43 protein-coding genes are annotated in these 26,568 nt (G+C 41.6%); 35 read left to right on the top strand and 8 right to left on the bottom strand.

Annotated features, from left to right (window positions below):
• Positions 1 to 91: 91 nt before the first annotated feature.
• The 4 genes from serA to DFR63_RS05065 all read right to left on the bottom strand — a co-directional run bounded on the left by serA (position 92) and on the right by DFR63_RS05065 (position 4,254).
• Positions 92 to 1,687 (bottom strand): phosphoglycerate dehydrogenase, encoded by a 1,596-nt coding sequence (gene serA, locus DFR63_RS05080; protein ID WP_115884861.1) that lies wholly within the window; start codon positions 1,685 to 1,687, stop codon positions 92 to 94.
• A complete protein-coding gene (locus DFR63_RS05075; protein WP_211313782.1) occupies positions 1,674 to 2,822 on the bottom strand; it encodes a pyridoxal-phosphate-dependent aminotransferase family protein in 1,149 nt (382 codons plus the stop codon). Before DFR63_RS05075 ends, serA begins: the two co-directional genes overlap by 14 nt.
• Positions 2,823 to 2,881: 59 nt before the next feature.
• A complete protein-coding gene (locus tag DFR63_RS05070) occupies positions 2,882 to 3,934 on the bottom strand; it encodes an AAA family ATPase (protein ID WP_115884859.1) in 1,053 nt (350 codons plus the stop codon).
• A 71-nt stretch (positions 3,935 to 4,005) separates the two neighbouring features.
• Positions 4,006 to 4,254, bottom strand: a complete 249-nt coding sequence (locus DFR63_RS05065) for a hypothetical protein (RefSeq protein WP_115884858.1) — start codon at positions 4,252 to 4,254, stop codon at positions 4,006 to 4,008.
• Positions 4,255 to 4,319: 65 nt separating this feature from the next.
• On the opposite strand from DFR63_RS05065, the gene DFR63_RS05060 reads away from it, so the two are divergent.
• Positions 4,320 to 5,573 (top strand): lipid II:glycine glycyltransferase FemX, encoded by a 1,254-nt coding sequence (locus tag DFR63_RS05060; protein WP_115884857.1) that lies wholly within the window; start codon positions 4,320 to 4,322, stop codon positions 5,571 to 5,573.
• Between the two features lie 45 nt (positions 5,574 to 5,618).
• Here the strand turns inward: DFR63_RS05060 and DFR63_RS05055 are convergent, their stop codons facing one another.
• From DFR63_RS05055 to DFR63_RS11750, 4 genes are read right to left on the bottom strand one after another with little or no spacing between them, the layout of a single operon-like run.
• Positions 5,619 to 5,894 (bottom strand): hypothetical protein, encoded by a 276-nt coding sequence (locus DFR63_RS05055; RefSeq protein ID WP_115884856.1) that lies wholly within the window; start codon positions 5,892 to 5,894, stop codon positions 5,619 to 5,621.
• Positions 5,895 to 5,906: 12 nt separating this feature from the next.
• Positions 5,907 to 6,224, bottom strand: coding sequence for a membrane stabilizing protein MspA (gene mspA / locus DFR63_RS05050; RefSeq protein WP_115884855.1), 318 nt, complete (start codon positions 6,222 to 6,224; stop codon positions 5,907 to 5,909).
• On the bottom strand, positions 6,221 to 7,375 hold the full coding sequence (locus DFR63_RS05045; protein ID WP_115884854.1) for an MFS transporter: 1,155 nt from the start codon (positions 7,373 to 7,375) through the stop codon (positions 6,221 to 6,223). The genes mspA and DFR63_RS05045 overlap by 4 nt, the downstream gene beginning before the upstream one ends.
• An 18-nt stretch (positions 7,376 to 7,393) precedes the next feature.
• On the bottom strand, positions 7,394 to 7,561 hold the full coding sequence (locus DFR63_RS11750; RefSeq protein WP_162842284.1) for an SE1832 family protein: 168 nt from the start codon (positions 7,559 to 7,561) through the stop codon (positions 7,394 to 7,396).
• A 217-nt stretch (positions 7,562 to 7,778) separates the two neighbouring features.
• On the opposite strand from DFR63_RS11750, the gene DFR63_RS05040 reads away from it, so the two are divergent.
• From DFR63_RS05040 to DFR63_RS04875, 34 genes are all read left to right on the top strand, one after another.
• Positions 7,779 to 8,417 carry a YczE/YyaS/YitT family protein gene (locus tag DFR63_RS05040; protein ID WP_245954136.1) on the top strand — a complete coding sequence of 213 codons (639 nt, stop codon included), beginning with the start codon at positions 7,779 to 7,781 and terminating at the stop codon, positions 8,415 to 8,417.
• Between the two features lie 23 nt (positions 8,418 to 8,440).
• Positions 8,441 to 9,772 (top strand): NCS2 family permease, encoded by a 1,332-nt coding sequence (locus DFR63_RS05035; protein ID WP_115884852.1) that lies wholly within the window; start codon positions 8,441 to 8,443, stop codon positions 9,770 to 9,772.
• 292 nt (positions 9,773 to 10,064) lie between these two features.
• On the top strand, positions 10,065 to 10,373 hold the full coding sequence (rpsJ, locus tag DFR63_RS05030; RefSeq protein ID WP_026859110.1) for a 30S ribosomal protein S10: 309 nt from the start codon (positions 10,065 to 10,067) through the stop codon (positions 10,371 to 10,373).
• A gap of 22 nt (positions 10,374 to 10,395) precedes the next feature.
• Positions 10,396 to 11,058 carry a 50S ribosomal protein L3 gene (gene rplC / locus DFR63_RS05025; RefSeq protein ID WP_115884851.1) on the top strand — a complete coding sequence of 221 codons (663 nt, stop codon included), beginning with the start codon at positions 10,396 to 10,398 and terminating at the stop codon, positions 11,056 to 11,058.
• Between the two features lie 21 nt (positions 11,059 to 11,079).
• Positions 11,080 to 11,700, top strand: coding sequence for a 50S ribosomal protein L4 (gene rplD, locus DFR63_RS05020; RefSeq protein WP_115884850.1), 621 nt, complete (start codon positions 11,080 to 11,082; stop codon positions 11,698 to 11,700).
• On the top strand, positions 11,700 to 11,972 hold the full coding sequence (rplW, locus tag DFR63_RS05015; protein WP_115884849.1) for a 50S ribosomal protein L23: 273 nt from the start codon (positions 11,700 to 11,702) through the stop codon (positions 11,970 to 11,972). Before rplD ends, rplW begins: the two co-directional genes overlap by 1 nt.
• Positions 11,973 to 12,007: 35 nt before the next feature.
• Positions 12,008 to 12,838 (top strand): 50S ribosomal protein L2, encoded by an 831-nt coding sequence (gene rplB, locus DFR63_RS05010; protein ID WP_115884848.1) that lies wholly within the window; start codon positions 12,008 to 12,010, stop codon positions 12,836 to 12,838.
• A 54-nt stretch (positions 12,839 to 12,892) separates the two neighbouring features.
• The gene (gene rpsS / locus DFR63_RS05005; protein ID WP_092595648.1) at positions 12,893 to 13,168 is read left to right on the top strand and encodes a 30S ribosomal protein S19; all 276 of its coding nucleotides are present in this window, start codon (positions 12,893 to 12,895) and stop codon (positions 13,166 to 13,168) included.
• 35 nt (positions 13,169 to 13,203) lie between these two features.
• Positions 13,204 to 13,587: a 50S ribosomal protein L22 gene (gene rplV / locus DFR63_RS05000; RefSeq protein ID WP_115884847.1), complete on the top strand. Its 384-nt coding sequence runs from the start codon at positions 13,204 to 13,206 to the stop codon at positions 13,585 to 13,587.
• A 21-nt stretch (positions 13,588 to 13,608) separates the two neighbouring features.
• Entirely contained in the window at positions 13,609 to 14,250 is a 642-nt protein-coding gene (gene rpsC, locus DFR63_RS04995; protein WP_115884846.1) for a 30S ribosomal protein S3, read from the top strand.
• Positions 14,251 to 14,267: 17 nt separating this feature from the next.
• Positions 14,268 to 14,702, top strand: coding sequence for a 50S ribosomal protein L16 (gene rplP, locus DFR63_RS04990; protein ID WP_115884845.1), 435 nt, complete (start codon positions 14,268 to 14,270; stop codon positions 14,700 to 14,702).
• Positions 14,692 to 14,901 carry a 50S ribosomal protein L29 gene (gene rpmC / locus DFR63_RS04985; protein ID WP_026859101.1) on the top strand — a complete coding sequence of 70 codons (210 nt, stop codon included), beginning with the start codon at positions 14,692 to 14,694 and terminating at the stop codon, positions 14,899 to 14,901. The genes rplP and rpmC overlap by 11 nt, the downstream gene beginning before the upstream one ends.
• An 18-nt stretch (positions 14,902 to 14,919) precedes the next feature.
• Positions 14,920 to 15,183, top strand: coding sequence for a 30S ribosomal protein S17 (rpsQ, locus tag DFR63_RS04980; RefSeq protein WP_115884844.1), 264 nt, complete (start codon positions 14,920 to 14,922; stop codon positions 15,181 to 15,183).
• A 30-nt stretch (positions 15,184 to 15,213) separates the two neighbouring features.
• The gene (gene rplN, locus DFR63_RS04975) at positions 15,214 to 15,588 is read left to right on the top strand and encodes a 50S ribosomal protein L14 (RefSeq protein WP_115884843.1); all 375 of its coding nucleotides are present in this window, start codon (positions 15,214 to 15,216) and stop codon (positions 15,586 to 15,588) included.
• Between the two features lie 26 nt (positions 15,589 to 15,614).
• Entirely contained in the window at positions 15,615 to 15,923 is a 309-nt protein-coding gene (gene rplX / locus DFR63_RS04970) for a 50S ribosomal protein L24 (protein ID WP_115884842.1), read from the top strand.
• 26 nt (positions 15,924 to 15,949) lie between these two features.
• Positions 15,950 to 16,489 carry a 50S ribosomal protein L5 gene (rplE, locus tag DFR63_RS04965; RefSeq protein ID WP_115884841.1) on the top strand — a complete coding sequence of 180 codons (540 nt, stop codon included), beginning with the start codon at positions 15,950 to 15,952 and terminating at the stop codon, positions 16,487 to 16,489.
• A gap of 19 nt (positions 16,490 to 16,508) precedes the next feature.
• Entirely contained in the window at positions 16,509 to 16,694 is a 186-nt protein-coding gene (locus DFR63_RS04960) for a type Z 30S ribosomal protein S14 (RefSeq protein WP_026859096.1), read from the top strand.
• A 29-nt stretch (positions 16,695 to 16,723) separates the two neighbouring features.
• Positions 16,724 to 17,122 carry a 30S ribosomal protein S8 gene (gene rpsH, locus DFR63_RS04955; RefSeq protein ID WP_092595632.1) on the top strand — a complete coding sequence of 133 codons (399 nt, stop codon included), beginning with the start codon at positions 16,724 to 16,726 and terminating at the stop codon, positions 17,120 to 17,122.
• A 25-nt stretch (positions 17,123 to 17,147) separates the two neighbouring features.
• A complete protein-coding gene (gene rplF / locus DFR63_RS04950) occupies positions 17,148 to 17,684 on the top strand; it encodes a 50S ribosomal protein L6 (RefSeq protein ID WP_115884840.1) in 537 nt (178 codons plus the stop codon).
• A 24-nt stretch (positions 17,685 to 17,708) separates the two neighbouring features.
• On the top strand, positions 17,709 to 18,071 hold the full coding sequence (gene rplR, locus DFR63_RS04945; protein ID WP_115884839.1) for a 50S ribosomal protein L18: 363 nt from the start codon (positions 17,709 to 17,711) through the stop codon (positions 18,069 to 18,071).
• 21 nt (positions 18,072 to 18,092) lie between these two features.
• A complete protein-coding gene (rpsE, locus tag DFR63_RS04940) occupies positions 18,093 to 18,596 on the top strand; it encodes a 30S ribosomal protein S5 (protein ID WP_115884838.1) in 504 nt (167 codons plus the stop codon).
• 14 nt (positions 18,597 to 18,610) lie between these two features.
• Entirely contained in the window at positions 18,611 to 18,790 is a 180-nt protein-coding gene (gene rpmD, locus DFR63_RS04935; protein ID WP_115884837.1) for a 50S ribosomal protein L30, read from the top strand.
• A gap of 27 nt (positions 18,791 to 18,817) precedes the next feature.
• The gene (rplO, locus tag DFR63_RS04930) at positions 18,818 to 19,258 is read left to right on the top strand and encodes a 50S ribosomal protein L15 (RefSeq protein WP_115884836.1); all 441 of its coding nucleotides are present in this window, start codon (positions 18,818 to 18,820) and stop codon (positions 19,256 to 19,258) included.
• Complete coding sequence (gene secY, locus DFR63_RS04925) at positions 19,258 to 20,559, top strand: preprotein translocase subunit SecY (protein ID WP_115884835.1); 1,302 nt, start codon at positions 19,258 to 19,260, stop codon at positions 20,557 to 20,559. Before rplO ends, secY begins: the two co-directional genes overlap by 1 nt.
• An 18-nt stretch (positions 20,560 to 20,577) precedes the next feature.
• A complete protein-coding gene (locus tag DFR63_RS04920; RefSeq protein WP_115884834.1) occupies positions 20,578 to 21,225 on the top strand; it encodes an adenylate kinase in 648 nt (215 codons plus the stop codon).
• Positions 21,226 to 21,364: 139 nt separating this feature from the next.
• On the top strand, positions 21,365 to 21,583 hold the full coding sequence (gene infA / locus DFR63_RS04915; RefSeq protein ID WP_017547668.1) for a translation initiation factor IF-1: 219 nt from the start codon (positions 21,365 to 21,367) through the stop codon (positions 21,581 to 21,583).
• A gap of 30 nt (positions 21,584 to 21,613) precedes the next feature.
• The gene (rpmJ, locus tag DFR63_RS04910) at positions 21,614 to 21,727 is read left to right on the top strand and encodes a 50S ribosomal protein L36 (protein WP_003156543.1); all 114 of its coding nucleotides are present in this window, start codon (positions 21,614 to 21,616) and stop codon (positions 21,725 to 21,727) included.
• A 24-nt stretch (positions 21,728 to 21,751) separates the two neighbouring features.
• Positions 21,752 to 22,117, top strand: coding sequence for a 30S ribosomal protein S13 (gene rpsM / locus DFR63_RS04905; RefSeq protein WP_115884833.1), 366 nt, complete (start codon positions 21,752 to 21,754; stop codon positions 22,115 to 22,117).
• 29 nt (positions 22,118 to 22,146) lie between these two features.
• On the top strand, positions 22,147 to 22,536 hold the full coding sequence (gene rpsK, locus DFR63_RS04900; RefSeq protein ID WP_035809663.1) for a 30S ribosomal protein S11: 390 nt from the start codon (positions 22,147 to 22,149) through the stop codon (positions 22,534 to 22,536).
• An 80-nt stretch (positions 22,537 to 22,616) separates the two neighbouring features.
• On the top strand, positions 22,617 to 23,561 hold the full coding sequence (locus DFR63_RS04895) for a DNA-directed RNA polymerase subunit alpha (RefSeq protein ID WP_115884832.1): 945 nt from the start codon (positions 22,617 to 22,619) through the stop codon (positions 23,559 to 23,561).
• 19 nt (positions 23,562 to 23,580) lie between these two features.
• Positions 23,581 to 23,979, top strand: a complete 399-nt coding sequence (rplQ, locus tag DFR63_RS04890) for a 50S ribosomal protein L17 (RefSeq protein ID WP_115884831.1) — start codon at positions 23,581 to 23,583, stop codon at positions 23,977 to 23,979.
• A gap of 147 nt (positions 23,980 to 24,126) precedes the next feature.
• Positions 24,127 to 24,918 carry an energy-coupling factor transporter ATPase gene (locus DFR63_RS04885; RefSeq protein WP_115884830.1) on the top strand — a complete coding sequence of 264 codons (792 nt, stop codon included), beginning with the start codon at positions 24,127 to 24,129 and terminating at the stop codon, positions 24,916 to 24,918.
• Complete coding sequence (locus DFR63_RS04880) at positions 24,915 to 25,775, top strand: energy-coupling factor transporter ATPase (RefSeq protein ID WP_115884829.1); 861 nt, start codon at positions 24,915 to 24,917, stop codon at positions 25,773 to 25,775. Before DFR63_RS04885 ends, DFR63_RS04880 begins: the two co-directional genes overlap by 4 nt.
• Positions 25,768 to 26,565 carry an energy-coupling factor transporter transmembrane component T family protein gene (locus DFR63_RS04875; protein ID WP_115884828.1) on the top strand — a complete coding sequence of 266 codons (798 nt, stop codon included), beginning with the start codon at positions 25,768 to 25,770 and terminating at the stop codon, positions 26,563 to 26,565. Before DFR63_RS04880 ends, DFR63_RS04875 begins: the two co-directional genes overlap by 8 nt.
• Positions 26,566 to 26,568: the final 3 nt, after the last annotated feature.

Here is a 26,568-nt window from a genome sequence, read left to right as displayed (position 1 = left end):
TTTATTCTATAAAAATAGGCTTGGAATCTTAAACTTAAGATTTCCAAGCCATTTCTCTTACTGTTCCGGAACTTTTATTCGAGTCTCTTTTTTATCCGAGCTTAATCTTGTGGACTTTATGGATGTTTGGTATTTCTTTTATTTTTTCATAAGTTGCTTCCAGGACCTGGTTATCCAATATAAACAGAACCATGGCGTCGCCCTCTTTAGACAGCCGGGCCAGCTGCATAGAAGCGATATTCACTGAATCTTCGCCAAGCAGTGCCCCAAGTTCTCCGATAATACCGGGGCGGTCCGTGTGTTCTATAATGAGTATATTTTCTTCCGGTTTAAAGTCGATAGGATATTCGTTAATTTTTACAAGACGTTCTCCGTATCCCGGGATAGTTGAGGCGCCGAGAGTCACGTGTTCGTTATCGTTGATAAGTTCAACTTCCAGATAGTTTGTGTAGCCGTCCGCTTTTGCTTTCTTCTCAACCTTGTAAGTTACATCCCGCTCATTTAAGTAGTACAGAGCGTTAATAATATTCACTTCGTCGCCGAAATGGGGTTTTAGCATGTTAGTCACGAAAGTACGTGTCAGAATACTCGTATCATCTACCGCGATATCTCCATGATATTTGATTTTAATCTCCTGCGGCGGATTGTCGAGGAGCTGAATGCCGAACTGTCCCAAATGTTTCACGATAGACATATAAGGTGTCAATTCTTCTGTAACAGAACTGCTCACACGCGGCGCATTGACAGCATGAGTAATCTTATTGTCTTCAAAGTACTCGATAATTTCTTTCGATACACTGACGGCAACTTTTTCCTGAGCTTCAGCTGTAGATGCACCGAGATGCGGTGTCACAACAGTGCGGCGATGTGTCAGAAGTGCAGTGTTTTCCGGCGGCTCGGTAACAAATACATCGAGTGCGGCACCTTTTACAATGCCTGCATCAAGTGCTTCAAGTAAATCATCCTCATCGATAATCCCTCCGCGCGCCACATTAATAAGATAAACACCTTCTTTTTTACATTTGCTGAAGAAGTCTGCATCGACAATACCTTTGGTCTGAGGTGTCAGCGGTGTATGTACAGTGATAAAATCTGCTGCAGCTGCCAGTTCATCAACTTCCATTTTAAGGATTTCGTTGTCACGGGCTTTTTCATCAGATAGGTACGGATCAAATGCTGCAATTTTCATACCGAAACTTTTGGCACGTCTCGCAACGCCGAAGCCGATTTTTCCTGCGCCGATAATACCGAGAGTTTTGCCGTAAAGCTCCACTCCTTTATGAGCGCCGCGGTTCCATGTACCATCTGTCAGCTCTTTATATGCTTCAGGAATATCGCGTGCCATCGACAGCATCATAGCGAGCGTATGTTCAGTGGCTGAAATAGTATTGCCTTCAGGAGCGTTGACGACGATTACACCATGTTTGGTGGCTGCATCAATATCGATGTTATCAACGCCTACGCCTGCACGTGCAATCATCTTAAGTTTCTTTGCATGCTGGATAATGCGTTCTGTAATTTTAGTCTGGCTTCGGACTATTGCTGCATCAAAATCATGGATGATATCGATAATCTGCGCTTCCGATAAGCCTTCCTGACGTGTAACTCTGAAGTTATCATTATCAATAAGTGCCTGTATGCCATCCTGGCTGACAGGGTCCAGTACGATTACGTTATGAATGGACATATAAACTCTCCTGGGCGGCAGTTAATGCTTTGCCGTAGTAGTTTTTGCTGCGCAGTCTGCTTAGGATATCTTCAAGGGCACTTAATATAGCGAGCATATCTTTCGGGAACATAAAGCCCATGTGGCCGATACGGATAATTTTTCCGGCGAGGTCTTTCTGCCCGCCTGCTACCGAAATATGATAATCCTTTTCAAGCGTGTCTTTAATATGCGAAATCTCTTCAGGTGTCGAGGTGACGGCTGTTACTGTCGGCGAAGCCGCTTCTTCTTTGACGAAAAGTTCCAGCTCCAGCGCTTCAATGCCGCGGCGGAGCATTTTCTGCATTTTTTTATGGCGTGCAAATACTTCTTCAATTGTTTCCTCGTGTATCATATCGAGAACATCCTCGAGCCCCTGGTACAGAGTCACTGCAGGTGTCTGCGGTGTGTAATCAACTTCGAGAGACTTAAAATACATTTTTAAATCCAGATAGTAGCGGCCGTGACGAGAGTTATTTACTTTCTTTACAGCTCTGTCGTTCAGCGCAACAAATGCAAGTCCTGGAGGAAGCATCAGCGCCTTTTGGCTCCCTGACACGATGCAGTCGATTTTATCTCGCTGCATATTCATATCTGCGCCGCCGAGGGCACTGACTGCATCTACGATAAACAGCGTTTCTTCATTATAATTGTGAACGACTTCACCCAGTTCAGACAGCGGATGCAGAACCGACGTGGAAGTCTCGCATGCCTGAGTAAATACTGCAGTAACATTATCCAGTCCGTTAAGATATTCTTTAAAAGCTTTTGGATCAGCCGCTTCTCCCCATTTCACATCATAGATATGAACATTAAAGTTATAGTGTCCGGCAATATCGGCAAACTTACCGCCGAATACTCCGCTGACAATTAAAACAACTGTATCGCCGTCATCAACGAGGTTAACCATAGCAGCTTCAAGTGCGCTGGTGCCTGATGAAGTCAATACAGCAACGGGATTATCTGTACCAAATAAAGGTTTCAGTTTTTCCTGAATGCCGGCTGACATTTCTTTGAAGCGGCTTGTTCTGTGACCGAAAATACCCTGGGACATTGCTTGATACGTGCGTCGGGCCACCGGAGTTGGTCCCGGTGTTAGCAGCAGTTCTTCTTGCATAGCGATTCCTCCTGTATAAACGAATAGTAAATTACATTATAACAGAAAAATCAATAAATTCAGTTATCTTTTCCTTCTTTTAAAATTTCATCGATCAGCGCATGAGCACGGTTGTAATTCTCAAGATATGTATTATTTAAAATGACCGCATGATTCATTAAATTATAATGTTCCAGCTGTTCGAGAAGCAGATTGTAAAATTTACGGTCGTAATCTGATGAGTCTTCTGGCGGCGGCATAATCAGAATCAGACTCCATGTCTGCAGATGAATATAATGTTCAAAAATCTGATTGACGTAATCCTGCTCGTCGTGAGCAGCGAGCATATTATGTACTTTTGAGTACAGGACATCGGTATCGGCGAAAAATATTTTGCGTGTTGCATTGGAATGGATATGGCGGCGGTTCAGTTCGAACTGACCGATGCCGATGGCATGAAAATCTTTAGCATCAAGATCGGGTGATTTCAGCTGATGGTCTTCAAAATATTCCTCAGCATATTCGATGGAACAGCTCGTAGAATATCTCCGGGCCAAATCCTCAATGAGCATTGATTTACCGCTGTTTGGAGCGCCGGTAACAAGGATGTTCTGTACAAAGAAGCGGCGGAAAGGGCGGGTAACATAGTCCCAGTTTAATATAGGTGTTTCCCTGATTTCAGTCCCGCTGATACCAAGAATTTTTCTGTCCACCATAGTCATATGAATATCAATCTCCGGCCACTTATCATTGAAGTAACTTTCAAGCGGTTCTATATATTCCCTCTCGCCTATATAAAACGTAGCACTTTCAACATCGAAATCGAGGGCATCTTTAGTTTGGCGAATAAGACTTTCGAGCATTTCAAGCCACGGCTGCCAGCCGGCAGGATAACGAGGAATATCTGTTTCGTTGAGTTCGAGGATCGAGACATTGCTGTCGTGCCGGAGCAGCTGGCGCATCGCCCGGGTACGGTGTGCCAGATTCATGCCGATACGGTCGCCCCGATCACCTTCGTAACCGCTAATAATTACAGCGGCATGCTTATTTTCTCTTTTTGCTCTGACAATTTGTTCGAAGTGACCGACGTGACAAGGTGCAAATGTACCAAAATATATACCGAGATCTCTCATATTTATCTACTCCCTAAACCAGATGATTTCAAAAGAACTGTATACTAAAATATGCTACAATATTGTAGAAATTAAATGTAAATAAGCAGGATGGCAGCAAAATGCAGCAGACCGGTTAGAATCGTTAGGACTGCTATAATTTTAGTATTTTTGGATGCACCGGCAACGAGGAATAATACAGACAGTATAATAGAGATTGTCATGAAAATTATCCTTGTGCTGAGCAGAGCAATGAGCTCATCATGCTGGTAAGAGGTTGAAATATTAATTAAGCTGTAAATGTTAAATGCCGCAAATAAAATTAAAATAATCTGTTTCATTTTTGCACGCTCCCTTTGGGGTTTTATTATATCAGAAATAATCGAGAAATGATTGGTGAGAAACTATGGTTGAACTACTGAATATTACAGATGAAATGCACGATGAATTTGTTATGTCCCATCCGTCAGGAGATTTGCTGCAGCTGACATCATGGGCAGGTTCAAAGGAATTAACAGGCTGGTACTCAAGGCGCATAGCTGTCGGACGGAACGGCAAAGTTGAAGGAGCGGCGCTGCTCCTGTTTAAAAAAGTGCCGAAAACATTTTTTACTATGTGTTATGCCTCCCGGGGTTTCGTCTGTGATTACAAGGACAAAGAAGTTGTCCGCGCACTGCTCGAAGCGGCCAAGAAAATTGCAGCGGATGAAAAGTCCTATACGATTAAAATAGATCCGGATATTCCCGCTGAAGGCAATGAAGATACAATAGAATACCTGAAATCCCTCGGTTTTAAACACCACGGTCTTACAGACGGAATGAGCAAAGATGTTATCCAGCCCCGTACGACGATGGTGACGGATATCAGTGTTGATGATAAACTGCTGCTGCAGAGTTTCGAGCGCAACAACCGCACGAAAGTCCGCAATTCTCTTCGCGCGGGAACGACGGTGTATAAGGCAGCGAGAGAAGAATTGCCTGACTTTGTTAAGCTGATGAAAGAGACTGGCGAACGCGACGGTTTCTTAACGAGAGATATTACTTACTTTGAATCGCTGTATGATAACTTAAATCCAGAAGGCCACATGGAACTGTTTATGGTAAAACTGATGCCGGAAGAAGCTTTGCAGGCTCTTGAAAACGATATTGCTAAGGTGGAAAAAGATATCAGGAAAGCGGAAAAAATTAAAGATGAACAGAAGAAGCAAAATCAGCTTGAAAACTTAAATAAGCGTATGGCAAAAGTTCAGGCGCAGTTTGAAGGCATGAATGAAATTCAGCGTACACATCCGGACGGGGTTCTTCTGTCAGGAGCGCTCTATGCCCAGGCCGGTCATAAATCTTATTACCTCTACGGAGCATCTTCAAACGATTTCAGGGAGTTTCTACCGAATCATCACATGCAGTGGCATATGATGCAGTATGCAAGAGAACACGGGGCAGTGACATATGACTTCGGCGGTGTATCGGTTGAGCCCGATAGAGAGGATGAACATTTTGGGCTGTGGCAATTTAAAAAAGTATGGGGCACAGAAGTATCAGATAAAATTGGTGAATTTGATTATGTAACAAACCGTCCTCTGTATACCATGGCGGAAGTGATGTTTCCGTTGTTCCAGAAAAGTAAAATGCAGCTGAATAGAATACTTAAAAGAAGATAATAGTAAAAAAAGATCCATCCGGAGTACTCCGGATGGATCTTTCGCTTATAAATAATAAGGCTGCATTATAGCAATATACAATATAAACAGCACGGACGCACACGAGATAATAATCAGCGCGAGTGAAAAGTAAGAGTGCATATTCCGGCTTTCATTCAGATGAGGCTCTGAGCGGAAAGCCCGGATGCCTGTAATAATAGCCAGTGCTGCGAGAGTGAACCAGATATAAATGTTGTAGAAAATAATGCCGTCGTTAATCGAATAATTTATAAAGAACAGTATCTGTATTAACATCAGCAGTATTAGGATAACACGTCTCATGTACACATCTCCTTACAGCGTGAGCAGTATTATTATAAGTACAAGCGCCATCGTCAGCGTAAAGGCATGAACTAAAAATAAATTTTCGCGGTCGCCCTTTGATTCTTTAAAAGCTGTAATTTCAACTGACAGAACAATACATAAAGAAAGTGCCAGTACGATAAAAATATCCGGGCTGGTCAGTGACAGACTGAATGTAATTGTCATCATTAAAAATGCAGCGCCGGAAATATAACGTGCAACGTCAAGAACGCGCGACCGCATATTTAAAATGGTAGCAGCACTGATAACGATATAAATTAAAAGCATGAGGAGCGTTAGTAAGGTCATGCGGCTCTCCCTCGTTTTCTATAATATTGAAAAATAAAATGTGTAGACAGCACAGTCATCAGCGCACCGAAATAAAACGGCAAGCCGGCAGATACTAAGAACAGTGCGTTAAATATAAGCGGCCCGCATATTCTACCGAGACTGTCTAGAGAATATGTCGTTGCTGTAACGCGTCCCATATCATGGGCAGATGCTTCTTTCGTAATCTGTGATGTCATTAATGTTTTTGCGAGTGCGTTGCCTGTCATAAGCAGCACAATACAGATTCCTGCGTAGACAAGTCCGGTCATAAACGGCAGCATGATAAAGGCAATAACTGCCATAATTTGTCCCGCAACCATTGCTTTTTTCTCCTGGCCGTCTTTCAGCTTTCTTATATACACTCCTTGAGTCAGCGCATTGAATATTCCGCCGATGAAAAACAGTACACCCATTTCTGTCGGTGTAATATCAATGCGGTCCTGTCCGAGCAGCTGGAAAGTACTTTCCATCCCGCTCATGAAAAACATTACGAAAAAAGTGCCGATCATCAGTATGCCAATCGGCTGCGTAAAGTAATCAGCGGCGAGGGTAATTTTCTTCGGTGCCTGCTGTGTTGACTGACGATATGTTTCAGAGACTTTAAAGAAGCTGAAAATCAAGGCGCCGGTAATCACGGTTGTCGTCATGTAGTAGGCAAAACTTAAAGAGATGCCGGCGAGAATTCCTCCGACACCCGGGCCGAAAATAAAGCCGAGACCAATGCACATACCGACAAGGCCCATGTATTTTGTGCGCTCTTCACGAGTTGTAATATCTGCAACCATGCTCGTTGTGGCGGTATAAAGTGCGCCTGAAGCGGCACCCCCAATAATTCTGCTTATATACAGTACGGTTAAATTGTCGATGAATAAACCGAAAATTAAAAAGCTGAGTGCAAAAGCAGCGAGCCCTCCGAGCAGAAGCGGACGTCTGCCGACTTTATCCGACAGCCGCCCGAAGAACGGTGCCGAAAGAAAACTTGCAAGTGAATAAACCGCAAGCAGCAGCCCCATATGTATCGTATTGACACCGAGCTGATTCACAAGCTCGGGAATGACGGGGATAATCATACTGAATCCGAAATAGATTAAAAATTGAATGATCATAATCAGGGTAATCATTCGTTTCATTATATACACGTCCTGAAATTACTTATTTTTTAGCGCCTGGCGAACTTCTTTAATTTGCTGTTCGAGGTCGTGAAGACGGTCAGTCATTTTCGCAGTTGGATGACCAGTGGACTCAATTTTTTCCAAGTCACCCTGAAGGTGAACATATTCATACTTTAACTCCTGCAATTTGCTTTCCAAATCCATTTTTACCACCACCTAAACTTAATTAATATCATATCATAAAAGTGGAGTTCTAATTGTGATGAGAAAACAATAAATTTTAGACAAACGTTAACGTTAAAAAAAATGTAAATGTACGGTTTTAGCATAGATTAATATAAAAAAAGGTGTATAATATACTTGTATTTGAGATTTAATCCAACTGGTAAAATTTATGCTTATTATACATAGGAGTGATAATTTGTCGCACAGCTTTATTAAGCGTTGCCTGTTTTACTTTGCGGGTTTAATCATATTATCGGTCGGTATAGCGATGCAGGTCAAAGGTTTCGTTATGGGGCTGTCTCCCTGGGATGTACTGCATTTTGGCCTGTGGCAATCACTCGGACTGACATTTGGAAGCTGGTCGGTTATCGTCGGCATTGGAATAGTTATTGCAACTTCGCTGATTTTAAAAGCTCTTCCTAAAGGGGGAGTTTACGTCAATCTGGTAACGATAGGTGCATTCATCGACTTTTTTGTCTGGATACTGCCGGATGCGGAAGCCTGGCCGGCACAGGCACTATTTTTTACAGCGGGTGTATTTATTGCAGCCTTTGGTTCGGCTTTTTACATGACACCGAATTTAGGAGCGGGACCGAGAGATTCGCTAATGATGGTGCTGGTCATGAAGTTTAATTTAAGAATGGCGAGAGCGCGGTTTTTAATGGAGCTTACAGTTGCTGTACTTGGTCTGATACTTGGCGGACCGGTATTTATTGGTACGGTGCTGATTGTACTTTTTTACGGCAGAATTATCGAAATGTTTTTCCCTTATACAAGGGAACTGCTGATTCGTTTTATCGGTTATGATGATCCGAAGATTATACAATTTAAATAATCATTATATGATTGGAGTTTGTTATGAAAAAGTTTTTTGGATTCGATGAACTGGACACTAATTTTAAAAAAGAAATTATCGGGGGACTGACGACGTTTCTGTCGATGGCTTACATTCTTGCAGTAAACCCTTCAATATTGTCACTGCAGGGTATAGAGGGCGTACCCGATGAAATGAAGATGGATATTAATGCCGTCTTCGTGGCAACGTGTCTTGCCGCTTTTGTCGGCTGTCTTTTTATGGGCGTTATTGCGAAGTATCCCATCGCTTTAGCACCGGGCATGGGGCTGAACGCGTTCTTCGCTTTTACAGTTGTGCTGACGATGGGTATTCCATGGCAGACTGCTTTGACCGGCGTTCTCTTCTCCGGAGTAATATTCGTACTGCTGACATTGACCGGACTTCGCGAATACATAATTAATGCCATTCCGATGGAAATGAAAATGGCGGTCAGTGCCGGTATCGGATTCTTTATTACATTCGTTGGACTTCAGTCCTCAGGTATTATCGCAGGAGATGATGCGACATTAATCAGCCTCGGCGATGTTCAAAGCGGCGGTGTGCTGCTGACTTTTGCAGGACTCGTTATTACCGTTATTCTAATGACTAAAAAAGTGCCGGCTGCAATTTTTATCGGTATGATTGCTACTGCACTTCTCGGTATTATGACAGGAATTGTTCCGCTGCCGTCTGCAATTGTTGGCTCTGTGCCAAGTGTTGCACCGACATTTGGTGCGGCGTTTGAAGGTCTGATGGACTTTGATACAATATTTAATGTGCAGTTTCTAATTGTAGTGCTGACATTCCTGTTTGTGGATTTCTTTGATACTGCAGGAACACTCGTAGGAGTAGCGTCACAAGCCAACCTTATTAAAGACAACAAACTCCCGCGGGCTAGTAAAGCGCTTCTCGCAGATGCATTTGCCACGATTACAGGAGCGATTTTCGGAACATCTACAACTACTTCATATGTAGAGTCTACTGCCGGAGTAGCAGCCGGCGCACGGAGCGGATTTGCTTCGGTGGTCACCGGTCTGTTATTCTTATCAGCAATATTCTTTTCACCGCTGATTGTGACATTTACTTCTGAAGTGACAGCGCCTGCACTTATAATAGTAGGAATTTTAATGGCATCGAATCTATCTAAGATAAGCTGGGGCAGATTTGAAATCGCAGTCCCTGCATTCCTGACTGTATTTATGATGCCGCTCACTTACAGTATTGCGACCGGTATCGCTGTCGGATTTATCTTCTATCCGATCACGATGATTATGGCAGGAAAAAGAAAAGAAATTAATCCAATCATGTACGGTTTATTTATAGTATTTATTTTATACTTCATATTCATTAATTAATATCAGAACTGATGCATATATAATAGAAAATAAAAAAACTTTAAAAAGAGTGAAGAAATCTTTAGAAATCTATTGATTTCCTCACTCTTTTACTGTATCATATCTAACGTTGGACTTAAGCGGACACTAATGTGTCCTGTATACGTGAAGTGCTGATCCAATGCACATCACACATCGATGAAGCGAGAGGTTACTGACACACCCGGCCGCATTGCCATGGCTGATGTGCGAGAAAATTTTCGCGGAGATAGTCTACCATTAATAGGATGACGACCATAAGGAGGTATAAATAATGGCAAAGCAAAAAATTCGTATTCGTTTAAAAGCGTACGACCACAGAGTGCTGGATCAATCAGCAGAGAAAATCGTTGAAACGGCAAAACGTTCAGGTGCAGATGTATCAGGACCGATTCCGTTACCGACTGAGAAAACTATTTACACAGTTATTCGTGCGGTGCACAAATACAAAGATTCACGTGAACAGTTTGAACAGCGTACGCACAAACGTCTTATCGACATTTTAAACCCTACACCTAAAACAGTTGATGCTCTAATGGGCTTAAACTTACCATCAGGCGTAGACATCGAAATCAAGTTATAAATTATAGGAGGTGCGACTTTCGATGACCAAAGGAATCTTAGGTAGAAAAATTGGGATGACTCAAGTTTTCGGTGAAAACGGAGAGCTAATCCCTGTAACAGTAGTTGAAGCTGCAGGAAACGTAGTAGTTCAAAAGAAAACTGAAGAAACAGACGGATATAACGCGATTCAAATCGGATTTGATGACAAACGCGATTATAACGCAAAAGGCAGAAGCAATAAATATGCTAACAAAGCAGAGGCGGGCCATGCTAAAGCATCTGGTGCTGCTCCTAAGCGCTTCATACGCGAATTCAAGAACGTAAACACAGAGGAATTTGACGTAGGTCAAGAAGTCACTGTAGATACATTTGCTGCAGGCGATTTTGTAGACGTAACAGGAACTTCAAAAGGTAAAGGTTTCCAGGGTTCTATCAAACGACACAATTTCAGCCGCGGACCAATGAGTCACGGTTCACGTTACCACAGAGGATCAGGTGCCATGGCTATGGCAGCGAGCCCGTCAAGAGTCTTCAAAGGTAAAAAATTACCTGGACAAATGGGTGGTAAAACGATTACTATGCAAAACTTAGAAATCGTACGTGTTGACGCAGATAAAAATGTTGTTCTTATTAAAGGCAACGTACCAGGACCTAAAAAAGGTTTTGTAAAAATTTCATCATCAATTAAAAAAGGTAACAAGTAATAAGGAAGGGAGGATAAACACATGGCAATCGATGTTTTATCAAAAGAAGGAACTAAAGTAAGTTCTATCGAACTAAACCAGGATGTATTCGGAATCGAACCGAACCAGCATGTACTGTTTGAAGCAGTTCACTTACAGCGTGCATCTCTTAGACAAGGGACACATGCAGTGAAAAACCGCTCAGCTGTACGCGGCGGCGGAAGAAAGCCGTTTAAACAAAAAGGAACAGGTAACGCACGTCAAGGTACAATCCGTGCACCACAGTTCCGCGGAGGCGGCGTTGTATTCGGACCGACTCCAAGATCATACAGCTTCAGCATGCCGAAGAAAATGAGGAAACTTGCACTTCGTTCAGCACTTTCAGCGAAAGTGAATGAAGAAGCACTACAAGTGATTGACCACCTTGAAATGGAAGCGCCAAAAACTAAAGAATTCTTAACAGTTCTTGAAAACCTTGGTGCGGCTAAGAAAGTACTTCTTGTACTTGAAAATAAAGACGAAATCGTTGAAAAATCAGCGCGTAACATCCCAGGTGTTACCGTGTTGACTCCAGCTGGTCTTAACGTACTAGATATCCTTTCTGCTAACCATGTGATCTTCACTGAGGGAGCAATCAAAAAAGCAGAGGAGGTACTTGTATAATGGATGCACGCGACATTATCAAGCGCCCAGTAATCACTGAGCGTTCTGCTGACTTAATGTCAGAAGACAAATACACATTTGATGTAGATGTGAGAGCGAACAAAACTCAAGTTAAACACGCAATTGAAGAAATTTTCGACGTTAAAGTAGACAAAGTAAACATTATGAATGTTAAGCCTAAGAAAAAACGCATGGGCCGTTACGAAGGCTACACAAACAGAAGAAGAAAAGCGATTGTAAAACTTAAAGAAGGTTCAATCGAAATCTTTTAATTAATAATAGATACCAATAAGGAGGTATAACGAGGATGGCAATTAAGAAATATAAGCCTACCACGAATGGTCGTCGTAATATGACTGGTTCGGACTTTGCTGAAATTACTTCAACAACTCCGGAACGTTCATTATTAGAGCCGCTGCCGAAAAGAGCGGGACGTAATAACCAGGGTAAAATCACTGTACGTCACCAAGCAGGTGGACACAAACGTCAATACAGAGTCATTGATTTTAAACGTAATAAAGACGGGGTTCCTGCAACAGTAAAAACTATTGAATACGATCCAAACCGTTCAGCTAACATCGCGTTAGTATCATATGCAGATGGTGAAAAGAGATATATCTTAGCACCTAAAGGCATGACAGTTGGAGCAGTAATCATGAGTGGACCTGAAGCAGATATCAAAACAGGGAACGCATTAGCATTAGCTGATATCCCAGTTGGTACTACAATCCACAATATCGAATTAAAACCGGGTGCCGGCGGACAGATGTCTCGTTCAGCAGGTACAGGTGCACAGCTGTTAGGTAAAGAAGGTAAATACGCGCTGGTAAGATTAGCTTCCGGCGAAGTACGTATGGTTCTCCTTACATGCAGAGCGACAATCGGACAAGTTGGTAACGAGCAGCACGAACTTATCAACATTGGTAAAGCCGGACGCTCTAGATGGAAAGGTAAACGCCCTACAGTACGCGGTTCGGTAATGAACCCTAACGATCACCCTCACGGTGGTGGTGAAGGTAAAGCGCCAATCGGTAGGCCATCTCCAGTTTCACCTTGGGGCAAACCAACTCTTGGTAAGAAAACTCGCAGAGGCAAAAACCGTTCGACTAAGTTCATAGTAAGAGGACGTAAAAAATAAGTAATGTAAGTGTGCGGATAAAATCCGCACGCATTATTGGAAGGAGGCGCCTACATGGCACGCAGTCTTAAAAAAGGACCTTTCGTCGATGATCACCTCATGAAAAAAGTAGAGGCTCAGAACGAAGGTAGTAAAAAAAGTGTAATTAAAACATGGTCACGCCGTTCAACGGTTTTCCCGAATTTCATCGGACACACAATCGCTGTATACGACGGACGCAAACATGTACCTGTGTACATCACAGAAGATATGGTTGGCCACAAACTGGGTGAATTTGCACCTACTAGAACTTTCAGAGGTCACGGAAACGATCAGAAAACAAAAAGATAAATAACTAACCATATGCGATAAAGGAGGAAAGACTCATGCAATCGAAAGCTGTTGCTAAAACTGTGAGAATCGCTCCGCGTAAAGTACGCCTTATTCTTGACCTTGTCAGAGGTAAAGAAGTTGGAGAAGCGATTTCAATTCTAAAACTTACAAACAAGAGATCTTCACCGGTAGTGGAGAAATTAGTTAAATCTGCTGTTGCTAACGCAGAACACAACTACGATATGGATATCGACAACCTGTACATTTCAGAAATTTATGCAGACGAAGGTCCAACGCTGAAAAGATTCCGTCCACGTGCTCAGGGCCGTGCTACTAAAATCAACAAGCGTACGAGCCATATCACAGTAGTTGTTGAAGAATATGCAAATGAAACAGAAGTTGAAACTGAAGAAAACCAAGAGACAGAGAACGCTTAATTATATAAGGAGGGAATTAACTTGGGCCAAAAGATAAATCCAAATGGGTTTCGTGTAGGTGTCATTCGTGACTGGGAAGCAAAATGGTATGCAGATAAAAACTTTGCAAGCCTGTTACACGAAGACTTAAAAGTTCGTGAATATATCGAGACTAATCTTAAAGATGCATCAATTTCCAAAGTGGAAATCGAACGTGCAGCAAACCGTGTAAACATTGCACTGCACACAGGTAAACCAGGTATGGTAATTGGTAAAGGCGGTAGTGAAATTAACAAACTCCGTACTGCACTGACTAACTTAACTGGCAAGAAGGTTCATATCAACGTTATTGAAATTAAGAAAGTGGATATGGATGCTAAACTTGTAGCAGAAAATATTGCGCGTCAGCTAGAAAACCGTGTATCTTTCCGTAGAGCACAAAAACAAGCGCTTCAAAGAGCTATTAAATCAGGCGCTAAAGGTATCAGAACACAAGTATCAGGACGTTTAGGCGGTGCCGACATCGCTCGTGCTGAAGGTTACAATGAAGGAACAGTTCCACTTCATACACTTCGTGCAGACATCGATTATGCTCACGAAGAAGCAGACACTACTTACGGTAAGTTAGGTGTCAAGGTATGGATCTACCGTGGAGAAGTTCTTCCTACAAAGAATAATAAATAGTAAGGAGGAAAATTGGAATGTTATTACCAAAAAGAGTTAAATACCGTCGTCAGCACCGTCCAGACACTAAAGGACGTTCAAAAGGCGGAAATCAAGTAAGCTTTGGCGAATATGGACTGCAGGCTACAACAACGTCTTGGATTACTGCAAGACAAATCGAAGCAGCACGTATTGCAATGACACGTTACATGAAACGTGGCGGTAAAGTATGGATCAACATCTTCCCGCACACGCCATATACAAAGAAACCATTAGAAGTACGTATGGGTTCTGGTAAAGGTGCAATTGAAGGCTGGATTGCAGTTGTTAAACCAGGCCGCGTTATGTTTGAAGTTGCGGGTGTTGAAGAAGAAGTGGCGAAAGAAGCTCTTCGTCTTGCAAGTCATAAACTTCCATTAAAAACGAAAGTAGTAAAACGTGAAGAATTAGGTGGTGATACGAATGAAAGCTAAAGAAATCCGTGATTTAACGAATTCTGAAATTGAATCTAATGTTAAAGAATTGAAAGAAGAACTTTTCAATCTGCGCTTTCAGCTAGCTACAGGTCAGCTAGAAAACACTGCTCGTATCAAAGAAGTTAGAAAGACTATTGCTAGAATGAAAACGACGGTTCGCCAGAGAGAGATTGAAGAAGCGCAAGCGAATCAATAATTAGAGGAGGTTCAAATCGTGGAAAGAAAAAACGAACGCAAGGTTTACCAGGGCCGCGTCGTATCCGACAAGATGGATAAGACTGTAACGGTACTTGTTGAAACTTACACTAAGCACCCGATCATCGGAAAACGTGTTAAATATTCTAAGAAATATAAAACACATGATGAAAATAACACTGCGAAAATGGGCGACATTGTAAGAATTGAAGAAACACGTCCATTATCTGCGACTAAACGATTCCGTCTAGTTGAGATCGTTAAAGAATCTGTAATTATATAAAATATTTGAAACAGAAGGAGGGAATCACGCATGATTCAGTCAGAGAGCCGTTTGAAGGTAGCTGACAACTCAGGTGCACGTGAAGTGCTAACTATTAAAGTTTTAGGCGGAACAGGCCGTAAAACTGCGAACATTGGTGATGTAATCGTTGCAAGTGTTAAGAATGCAACACCAGGTGGGGTTGTCAAAAAAGGTGAGGTTGTTAAAGCCGTCATCGTCAGAACAAAAACAGGTGTCCGTCGTGAAGATGGTTCATATATTAAATTCGATGAGAACGCATGCGTAATCATCCGTGATACTGATGATAAAGGTCCAAGAGGTACGCGTATTTTCGGACCAGTTGCTCGTGAACTTCGCGAAGGAAACTTCATGAAGATTATCTCATTAGCACCAGAAGTACTATAACCAAAACCGAAGGAGGTGCGACAACTATGCACGTAAAAACAGGTGACCAGGTCGTTGTAATAAGCGGTAAGGACAAAGGTAAAAAAGGAACTGTACTAAAAGCAATTCCTGCAGATAATCGTGTCGTTATCGAAAATGTCAACGTAATTAAGAAACATCAGAAGCCATCTCAAATGAACCCGGAAGGCGGGATTCTAGAGGTAGAAGCTCCGATTCATGTTTCCAACGTCATGCATGTAGATCCTGAATCAGGTGAACGCACTCGTGTCCGTCATGAAATCAAAGATGGTAAAAAAGTGAAAATCGCTGTTAAATCAGGTAAAGAGATCAAATAAGATTTAAACGGAAGGAGGTCCCATTAATGGCTCGCTTAAAAGATAAATACAATGAAACAATTAAACAAGAACTCGTAAATAAATTTAATTATTCTTCAGTAATGCAGGCACCAAAGATTGATAAAATCGTAGTAAACATGGGTATCGGTGACGCTGTACAAAACGCAAAAGTACTCGACACAGCAGTTGAGGAATTAAGTGCTATTACAGGTCAAAAACCAATTATTACTAAAGCTAAAAAATCAGTCGCTACATTCCGTTTACGTGAAGGTATGCCGATCGGTGCGAAAGTTACACTTCGCGGAGAAAGAATGTATGAATTCCTGGACAAACTTATCTCAGTTTCATTACCACGTGTAAGAGACTTCAGAGGTATTTCGAAGAAAGCGTTCGATGGCCGCGGTAACTACACATTAGGTGTTAAAGAACAATTAATCTTCCCGGAAATTGATTACGATAAAGTATCAAAAGTGCGCGGTATGGATATCGTTATTGTAACGACAGCAAACACGGACGAAGAAGCTCGTGAACTGCTTACACAATTCGGTATGCCGTTCCAAAAGTAAGTAATAAGGAGGCAATATAGTGGCTAAAAAATCAATGATTGCTAAACAGCAAAAAGAACAAAAATTCAAAGTTAGAGAATATACTCGCTGTGAAAGATGTGGAAGACCACACTCAGTACTACGTAAATTCAAGCTTTGCCGTATCTGTTTCCGTGAACTTGCTTACAAAGGGCAAATTCCTGGTGTAAGAAAAGCAAGCTGGTAAGATTCATTAATCGAAAGGAGGCAACTTAAATGACAGTGTCAGATCCAATTGCAGATATGCTAACACGCATTAGAAATGCGAACATTGTTAGACATGAAACTTTAGAGATTCCTGCTTCAAACATGAAAAAGGAAATCGCTGGAATTTTGAAAACAGAAGGTTTTGTAAAAAATGTAGAATACATCGAGGACGATAAGCAAGGCATCATCCGTGTATTCATGAAATACAGCAACGAAAACGAACGCGTTATCACTGGTTTGAAACGTATTTCTAAACCTGGACTTCGTGTTTATGCTAAAAGAGAAGAGTTACCGAGAGTACTTAACGGTCTTGGGATTGCTCTTATCTCAACATCAGAAGGTGTGCTTACTGATAAAGAAGCACGTAAAAGAAATCTCGGCGGGGAAGTTCTCGCATACGTTTGGTAATTAATAAAACAGGAGGTGCAAAGTAATGAGTCGTGTAGGTAAACGTCTTATTGACATTCCAAATGATGTTACAGTTGACATTAAGGACAATACTATTACAGTAAAAGGCCCTAAAGGTGAACTGGTAAACACATTTAATGAAGAAATGGCATATAATCTTGAAGACACTACTTTAGAAGTAGTTCGCCCAAGTGAATCTAAAGAACACCGTACAGTTCACGGAACAACTCGTGCACTTATCAATAACATGGTTGAGGGTGTATCAAAAGGTTTCGTTAAAGAATTAGAACTTATCGGGGTTGGTTACCGTGCTCAAATGCAAGGTAATAAATTAACGCTCAACGTTGGTTTATCACACCCGGTAGAATTCGAATCAGCTGGAGATCTTTCAATCACAGTTGACGGTAATACTAACATTAAAATTGAAGGTATTAATAAAGAGGAAGTTGGAGCATTAGCTTCTAAAATCCGCCAAGTACGTCCGCCAGAGCCATACAAAGGTAAAGGTATTCGCTATAAAGGTGAAAACGTTCGCCAAAAAGAAGGTAAAACTGGTAAATAATAAATAAGTGAGGAGTGAACATCAATGATCGCGAAAATTGACAAGAATAAAGTACGTCAAAAGAGACATGGTCGCGTGCGTAACTTACTTTCAGGTACGTCTGAAAGACCACGTTTAAATGTTTACCGTTCAAACAAGCATATCTATGCTCAATTAATTGATGACACTGCGCAAATTACACTTGCAAGCGCGTCTACTAAAGACACTGAATTCAAAGGCGAATCAGGCTCTAACGTAGAAGCTGCTAAAGAAGTCGGAACTCTTATTGCTAACCGTGCAAAAGATAAAGGCATCGAGAAAGTAGTATTTGACCGTGGTGGATATTTATATCATGGACGCGTTAAAGCATTAGCAGACGCAGCTCGTGAAAACGGACTTGATTTCTAATATAAAGGAGGGACATATTTCATGGCTCAAAGAAGAGAAAGAGAAGTACAAGAATTTGAAGAACGCGTTGTAACGATCAACCGTATCGCTAAAGTAGTTAAAGGTGGTCGTCGTTTCCGTTTCTCAGCTTTAGTAGTAGTTGGAGACAGAAAAGGACGTGTAGGTTTCGGTACCGGAAAAGCACAGGAAGTTCCGGAAGCTATTAAAAAAGCAATCGAAGCTGCTAAGAAAAATCTAATTGAAGTACCGATCGTTAATGGTACTGTACCTCATGAAGTAATCGGACGATTCTCATCAGGTAACGTATTAATGAAACCTGCTGCTCCTGGTACAGGGGTTATCGCTGGCGGACCTGTCCGTGCGGTACTTGAGTTAGCTGGTGTTACAGATATCTTAAGTAAATCACTCGGCGCTAACACACCAATTAACGTAGTTCGCGCTACAATGGTAGGTTTAACTGAACTTAAAGATGTTAACGAAGTTGCAAAACTCAGAGATAAAACTGTAGAAGAGATTCTAAACTAAGGAGGGAATAGTCAATGGCAAAAGTGAAAGTTACCCTCACTAAAAGTGTTATTGGGAAACCAGAAACACAAAGAGAAACAGTTAGAGCATTAGGCCTTAGAAAAATGCACCAGACTGTTGAGCAGGAAGATACTCCTCAGTTAAGAGGACAGCTTGCGAAAATCAGTCATTTAGTTACAGTCGAAGAAAATTAATGATAAAATAATGTAGGAGGTGCGAAGATGAAATTACACGAACTTAAACCAGTTGAAGGCGCGCGTAACAAACGTAACAGAGTTGGACGCGGTATGTCATCAGGTAACGGTAAAACATCCGGTCGCGGTCATGACGGACAGAAGTCTCGTTCTGGCGGTAAAATTGGTCTTACTTTCGAGGGTGGTCAATTACCACTTTTCCGTAGAATTCCAAAACGCGGATTCACAAACATCAACCGTAAAGATTACGCAGTTGTAAATGTTAGTGCGTTAAACCGTTTTGACAATGGTACAGAAGTAACGCCTGAACTTTTAATAGAATCAGGGATTGTTAAAAACGAAAAATCTGGAATTAAGATTTTAGGCAACGGTAACTTAGAGAAGAAGTTGACGATTAAAGCGCACAAATTTTCTAGTTCAGCTGTAGAAGCGATTGAGCAACAGGGCGGAACTCATGAGGTGATCTAATGATCGGAACGATATCGAATTTCTTTAAGATTAAAGAAATACGTAACAAGATACTGTTTACTTTGGCAATGCTAGTTATCTTTAAAATCGGCACTTATATTCCTGTTCCCGGTGTAGATCCTGGTGTTTTCGACACTGGTGCTTCCGGGAGCGGAGTTTTAGATTTAATGAACACATTTGGCGGCGGAGCACTCATGAACTTCTCTATCCTTGCGATGGGAATAATGCCGTACATCACGGCTTCAATTGTGACGCAGCTGCTTCAAATGGATGTAGTTCCAAAGTTTGCTGAATGGGCAAGACAAGGTGAAGTCGGAAGACGTAAACTTGCTCAATTCACTAGGTATTTCACTATCGTTTTAGCATTTATCCAAGCTATCGGTATGTCATTTGCATTTAACCAGATGTTTGGCGGCAACCTTATCGATGACAATAATGTCGGATCTTATCTGCTTATTGCTTTAATTTTAACTACGGGTACAGCATTTCTTATGTGGCTTGGTGAGCAGATTACTGCACATGGTGTAGGTAATGGTATTTCAATCATTATCTTTGCTGGTATCCTCGGTGCACTTCCAGGTGCATTGATTCAGCTTTATCAGTCAAGATTCACAGGTAATGCGGATACTACAATGGCAGTGCTCCAAATTGCCGGTATTGTAATATTCCTTATTCTTCTGACTGCGTTTGCAGTGTTTATCTTACAAGCGATTCGTAAGATTCCAGTGCAATATGCAAAAGGACAAAGAACACCTGGATCACAGCTCGCGCCGCAATCGACATTTTTACCGTTAAAAGTTAACCCGGCAGGGGTTATCCCGGTAATTTTTGCAATGGCATTTCTGATGATGCCTCAAACTCTGACATTATTCTTCCCAGATGCAGACTGGGCACAAACGGTAGCCCGTTTTGCCGATCCGTCTGACTGGATAGGAATGATTGTCTATGTTGTCCTGATTATCGCATTTGCTTACTTCTATTCATTTGTACAGGTGAATCCTGAGAAAATGGCTGACAACCTGAAAAAACAGGGCAGCTACATTCCCGGTATCCGCCCAGGTAAAAATACACAGGACTATATTACTTCTGTTTTATACAGATTAGTATTTGTAGGTTCTCTGTTCCTTGCAGGAATTGCAATTTTACCACTCTTAATTACGAAGTTTATGGACTTGCCGCAGGCAATTCAAATTGGGGGAACGAGCTTGCTGATCGTTATCGGGGTCGCTCTTGAAACGATGAAACAATTGGAAGCTCAGGCTAACCAGAGAGAATACCGCGGATTTAGAAAGCGTAGATAAGTAGGAGGAAACAAAATAATGAATATTATTATTATGGGTTTGCCTGGTGCAGGTAAAGGTACTCAAGCTGCGAAAATAATCAAAAAATACTCGATTCCCCATATTTCCACAGGAGATATGTTCCGTCTTGCAATTAAAAACGAGACGGATCTCGGGAGACAGGCCAAGGCTTTTATGGATCAGGGAGAACTTGTTCCTGATGAAGTAACAGTTGGTATCGTAAAAGAGCGTCTCTCTCAAAGTGATGCAAAAGATGGTTTCCTGCTTGACGGTTTCCCTAGAACCGTTGAACAGGCTGAAGCGTTGAACAGCATCATGTCAGAGCTCGGCACTCAAATCGATAAAACCATATATGTTGAAGTGCCTGAAGAAGAACTGATGAACAGACTGACTGGCCGGCGCATCTGCGAAACTTGCGGTGCGACTTACCACCTCGTGTTTAATCCGCCTAAGACAGAGGGTATCTGTGATTTAGACGGCGGTAAATTATACCAGCGCGAAGATGACAATCCGGAAACAGTGCAAAACCGTCTGGAAGTCAACATCAAACAGACAGCACCACTTTTAGATTTCTATAAAAGTCTTGGAGTTCTAGCTACAGTAGATGGCTCAAAAGATATAGAAGAAGTTTTCGAAGAAGTCGATGAAATTCTTAATGGCTTATAGAAATGTTCACCTTGCAGCAATTTAGGTGAATGTTGCTATGTCTATATGTATACGAGAGAGTCGTTATTAGACGAAGTGAGTCGTCACCTAGAGCAAATTTCTATAAAGGAATTGAAATGCTGTATAAGGAGGAAAAGAAGTGAGTAAACAAGATGTAATTGAACTGGAAGGTACAGTGCTTGATACTTTACCAAATGCAATGTTCAAAGTAGAATTAGAAAATGGTCATGAGATATTAGCTCATGTATCAGGTAAAATTCGTATGAACTATATACGCATACTTCCTGGTGATAAAGTAACAGTTGAGATGTCACCTTATGACTTAACACGTGGCAGAATCACTTATCGTTTTAAATAAGAGACTCCATATTCTAAGGAGGTAAAAAACATGAAAGTAAGACCATCAGTAAAGCCTATCTGTGAAAAATGTAAAGTTATCCGCAGAAAAGGAAAAGTAATGGTAATTTGTGAAAACCCTAAACACAAGCAAAAACAAGGTTAATACTTAATTTGGAGGTGCAAAGATATGGCTCGTATTGCAGGAGTTGACGTACCACGTGACAAACGTGTTGTAATTTCTTTAACATATATTTTCGGTATTGGACCAGCACGCGCTAGCGAAATTTTAGCTAAAGCATCAGTTGATGAAAATACTAGAGTTAAAGATCTTACTGAAGATGAATTAAACAAAATTCGTGAAGTAGTAGATGCGTATAAAGTCGAAGGTGACTTACGCCGTGAAACAAACTTAAACGTTAAACGTCTAATGGAAATCGGTTCTTACAAGGGAATGCGTCACCGTCGCGGTTTACCGGTTAACGGTCAAAAAACTAAGAACAACGCAAGAACTCGTAAAGGTCCAATTAAAACAGTAGCGAACAAGAAGAAATAAATAGTTACTAAAGTAAAGGAGGATAAATAATGGCTCGCAAACAACAATCACGTAAACGTAGAGTGAAAAAGAATGTCGAAGCAGGTGTGGCACACATCCGTTCAACTTTTAACAACACTATCGTAACAATTACTGACGAGTTCGGTAATGCTCTTTCATGGTCATCTGCTGGTGCATTAGGGTTTAAAGGTTCTAAGAAATCTACTCCTTTCGCTGCACAAATGGCTTCTGAAACTGCTTCTAAAGCAGCGATGGAACATGGTCTTAAAACTGTAGAAGTTACAGTTAAAGGTCCTGGTGCCGGACGTGAAGCAGCTATCCGTGCGCTTCAGTCAGCTGGACTTGAAATTACAGCTATCAAAGATGTAACTCCAGTTCCACACAATGGCTGCCGTCCGCCTAAACGCCGTCGTGTATAAAAAATAATAAATCGCTTAAGTAGTTGGGAACAATATTATTTTCTAATATTTTCGGCGTTTAAAGGGAGGATATGTTACACATGATCGAAATCGAGAAACCTAGAATTGAGACAGTAGAGGTATCGGAAGATTCTAAGTTTGGTAAGTTTGTTGTAGAACCTTTAGAGAGAGGTTATGGGACAACACTTGGGAACTCCTTGCGTCGCATTCTGTTATCATCATTACCAGGTGCGGCAGTTAAGACGATTGAAATAGAAAATGTACTTCATGAGTTTTCGACAATTGACAACGTTGTTGAAGACGTGACTACAATTATTACCAACATGAAGAGCCTTGCTTTAAAAATATATTCCGAAGAAGAAAAAACTTTGGAAATTGATTTTAGCGGTGAAGGTGTAGTTACTGCAGCTGATATTACTCACGACAGCGATGTGGAAATTTTAAACAGAGACCTTAAGATTGCAACAGTATCTAAAGGCGGAAGCTTAAAACTACGCATGACAGCTGATCGCGGTCGGGGATATACTCTTGCAGAAGGTAATAATAAAGCTGATATGCCAATTGGTGTAATTCCAATCGACTCTATCTATACACCGATAGAACGTGCGAATTATACTGTTGAAAATACACGTGTAGGACAAAGTACAAACTTCGATAAGCTGACTCTGGATGTTTGGACTGATGGTTCAATCTCTCCTCAGGAAGCAGTATCATTGGGTGCTAAAATTCTCACTGAACATTTAAACATCTTTGTAGGTCTTACAGATGAAGCGCAAAACGCTGAAATCATGATCGAAAAAGAAGAAAATCAGAAAGAGAAAGTACTTGAAATGTCTATTGAAGAACTTGACTTATCAGTACGTTCTTATAACTGTCTGAAACGCGCTGGTATTAACTCTGTTCAGGAACTTACTGATAAAACAGAAGCTGATATGATGAAAGTGCGTAATCTGGGACGTAAGTCACTGGAAGAAGTTAAATTTAAACTTGAAGACCTTGATTTAGGTCTACGTAAAGAAGACTAGTCATAAAGGAGGAGAAATAATGGGTTACAGAAAACTTGGACGTACATCTGACCAAAGAAAAGCAATGCTACGCGACTTAGCAACTTCACTAATAGTAAGTGAGCGCATCACTACTACTGAAGACCGTGCTAAAGAATTACGTAAACTTGCAGACCGTTTAGTTACACTTGGTAAACGCGGTGACCTAGCATCGAAAAGACGTGCCGGTCAAACTGTACGTAACGTAGAAATCATCAATGAAGATGGTTCAACAAGTTATGCACTTCAAAAATTATTTGAAGACATCGCTCCACGTTTCGCAGACCGTCAAGGCGGTTACACAAGCATTAAGAAACTTGGTGCTCGTCGCGGTGACGGAGCTGAACTTGTAATTATCGAATTCGTAGAAGGCGCTCCAGTTACAACTGAAGAAGCGTAAACTTTTAAAAGCAGAGTGAGTGTTATGATGGTGAGCCCGGAAGGGCTCATTCGTCTAGCTCAACGTATCCTGCAGTATATAATCAGTGCGCGACTCTTATTGCAGGGTACGCGCTTTTTTTACATAATTTTTTAAAGGGGTGGAAATATGATTTCACTAAAAGATATTGCATTTAAATACCGGTCTGAAGAAGCATATGCTCTGGATCATATTTCCATCTCTTTTAATGCAGGCGAATGGACGTCCATTATCGGGCATAATGGTTCAGGTAAAAGTACGCTGGTAAAAATCATCATGGGTATTATCGAAGACTATGAAGGTGAAATATACGTCGGCAATGAACTTTTAACCGAGAAAAATAAACAGAGATTGAGACGCAAGTTTGCAATTGTCTTTCAAAATCCGGATAACCAGTTTGTCGGTGCGACAGTAGAAGATGACGTTGCCTTCGGACTGGAAAATCTGGGACTTGAAAGAGAGGAAATGATTGCCCGCACAGAACATGCTCTTGGTCTCGTTAATATGCTTGAATTTCGTTCTCATGAACCCCACCGTCTGTCGGGAGGCCAAAAACAGAGAGTCGCTATCGCAGGTGCACTCGCGCTCCAGCCGGAGGTCCTCATTTTGGACGAAGCGACTTCGATGCTGGACCCGGCAGGCAGGAACGAAGTGCTGTCCATTTTATGGAACCTGCACGAACAGCTGGATACAACGATTCTTTATATTACTCATGATTTAACGGAAATTGACCACAGCGACAAAGTCATCGTTATGAACGACGGCAGTATTGTCGGAGAAGGCACGGTTGAAGAAATTTACCGGGATAAGGAAATGCTGGCAAGAAGCAGCTTAAAAGTACCTTATACGGTGGAAATTTCAAATGCACTTCTGGACGGTTCATTCGTCACTCATGATGAACTGGTGGTGCGGCTATTATGACGATTCGATTTACAGATTTAAATGTAATCTATCACCGCAAGTCTCCATTTGAATATCATGCCTTAAAAAATATAAATACGACCTTTGAAAATGGAAAGTTCTACGGGCTGATCGGACATACAGGGAGCGGTAAATCAACGCTGATTCAAACGATGAACGGCTTGATTCTGCCGAGCTCCGGCACAGTGGAAACAGACGGCATTATACTTTCGAAAAAATCTAAGCAGAAGCTTATCCATCAGGCGAAGATGAAGGTCGGCATGGTATTCCAGTTCCCTGAACATCAGCTGTTTGAAAGCACGGTGCTGAAAGATGTTATGTTTGGTCCGATGAATATGGGAATAGCGGAAGAAGCTGCAAGAGAGAAAGCCTGCTATTACCTTAAACTTCTCAATGTTCATGAATCGCTGCTTGAGAAAAGCCCGTTCGAACTTTCCGGCGGCCAGATGAGGAAAGTTGCAATCGCTGGAATACTTGCGATGGAACCAAATATCTTAATACTGGATGAGCCGACGGCGGGACTCGATCCTTTAAGCCATGATGAAACGATGCAGCTGTTTTATGATGTGTATAAAGAAATAGGTATTACAGTAATTTTAATTACACATGATATGAATGATGTGCTCGAATTTACTGATGAAGTAAAGGTAATGTCACAGGGAGAGCTTGCAGGCGAAGGCAGAACAGCTGATATACTGACAGACCAGAACTTTATGGAACGGTACGATTTGGAAGTACCTCATGTTATTCAGCTGGCCCGGGATTTAAAAGAGAAGGGTATAGCATTGAATGGCACTCCGAAAAATACAGCTGAATTTATTCGGCTGTATGAGGACTGGAGGCGTAACAATGCTTAGTTCAATGCTGCTCGGCAGATATATTCCGGGAGACAGTATAGTCCATAGACTGGATCCGAGAGCTAAAATTATTTCGGTCATTCTGTTTATGATTATCGTTTTCTTTGCAAATCATTGGGTCGGCTACAGTCTGCTGATACTGTTCGTTTTGTCGGTGACAAAACTTGCAGCTTTATCAATCAGATTTCTGTTTAACGGTTTAAAATTGATTTTTATTCTGCTGATATTTACCTTCCTGATGCATATCTTCTTAACCAAAGGCGGGACGGTGCTGGTTGACGGCGGATTCTTTACAATCGAGTCCGAAGGGCTGATCACCGGTATCTACATTACAATCCGGCTGATACTTCTCGTAGTCATTACCACGCTGATGACGCTGACAACGAGTCCGATCGAGCTGACAGATGCTATTGAAAAGCTGTGCAGGCCGCTGAAAGCCTTAAAAGTTCCAGTGCATGAGATTGCGATGATGATGTCGATTTCATTAAGATTCATTCCGACGCTGATGGATGAGACAGAAAAAATAATAAAAGCACAGAGTGCGCGCGGATCGACTTTTATGACAGGAAATTTAAAACAGCGTATCAATGCACTCGTTCCAATTTTTATACCTCTTTTTATGTCTGCATTTAAACGGGCGGAAGAAATGGCGATAGCGATGGAAGTCAGAGGTTATCAGGGCGAGGAAGGCAGGACGCACTATCGTCTTCTGTCCTGGAGAACACGGGATACACTGGCACTGATCGTGCTTGTTTTATTCGGTGCATTATTAATATTTGTAAGGCAGTGAAAC

Source organism: Jeotgalicoccus halotolerans (genome assembly GCF_003387165.1).
GTDB lineage: Bacteria > Bacillota > Bacilli > Staphylococcales > Salinicoccaceae > Jeotgalicoccus > Jeotgalicoccus halotolerans.
This window is presented reverse-complemented; position numbering and strand designations above follow the sequence as displayed.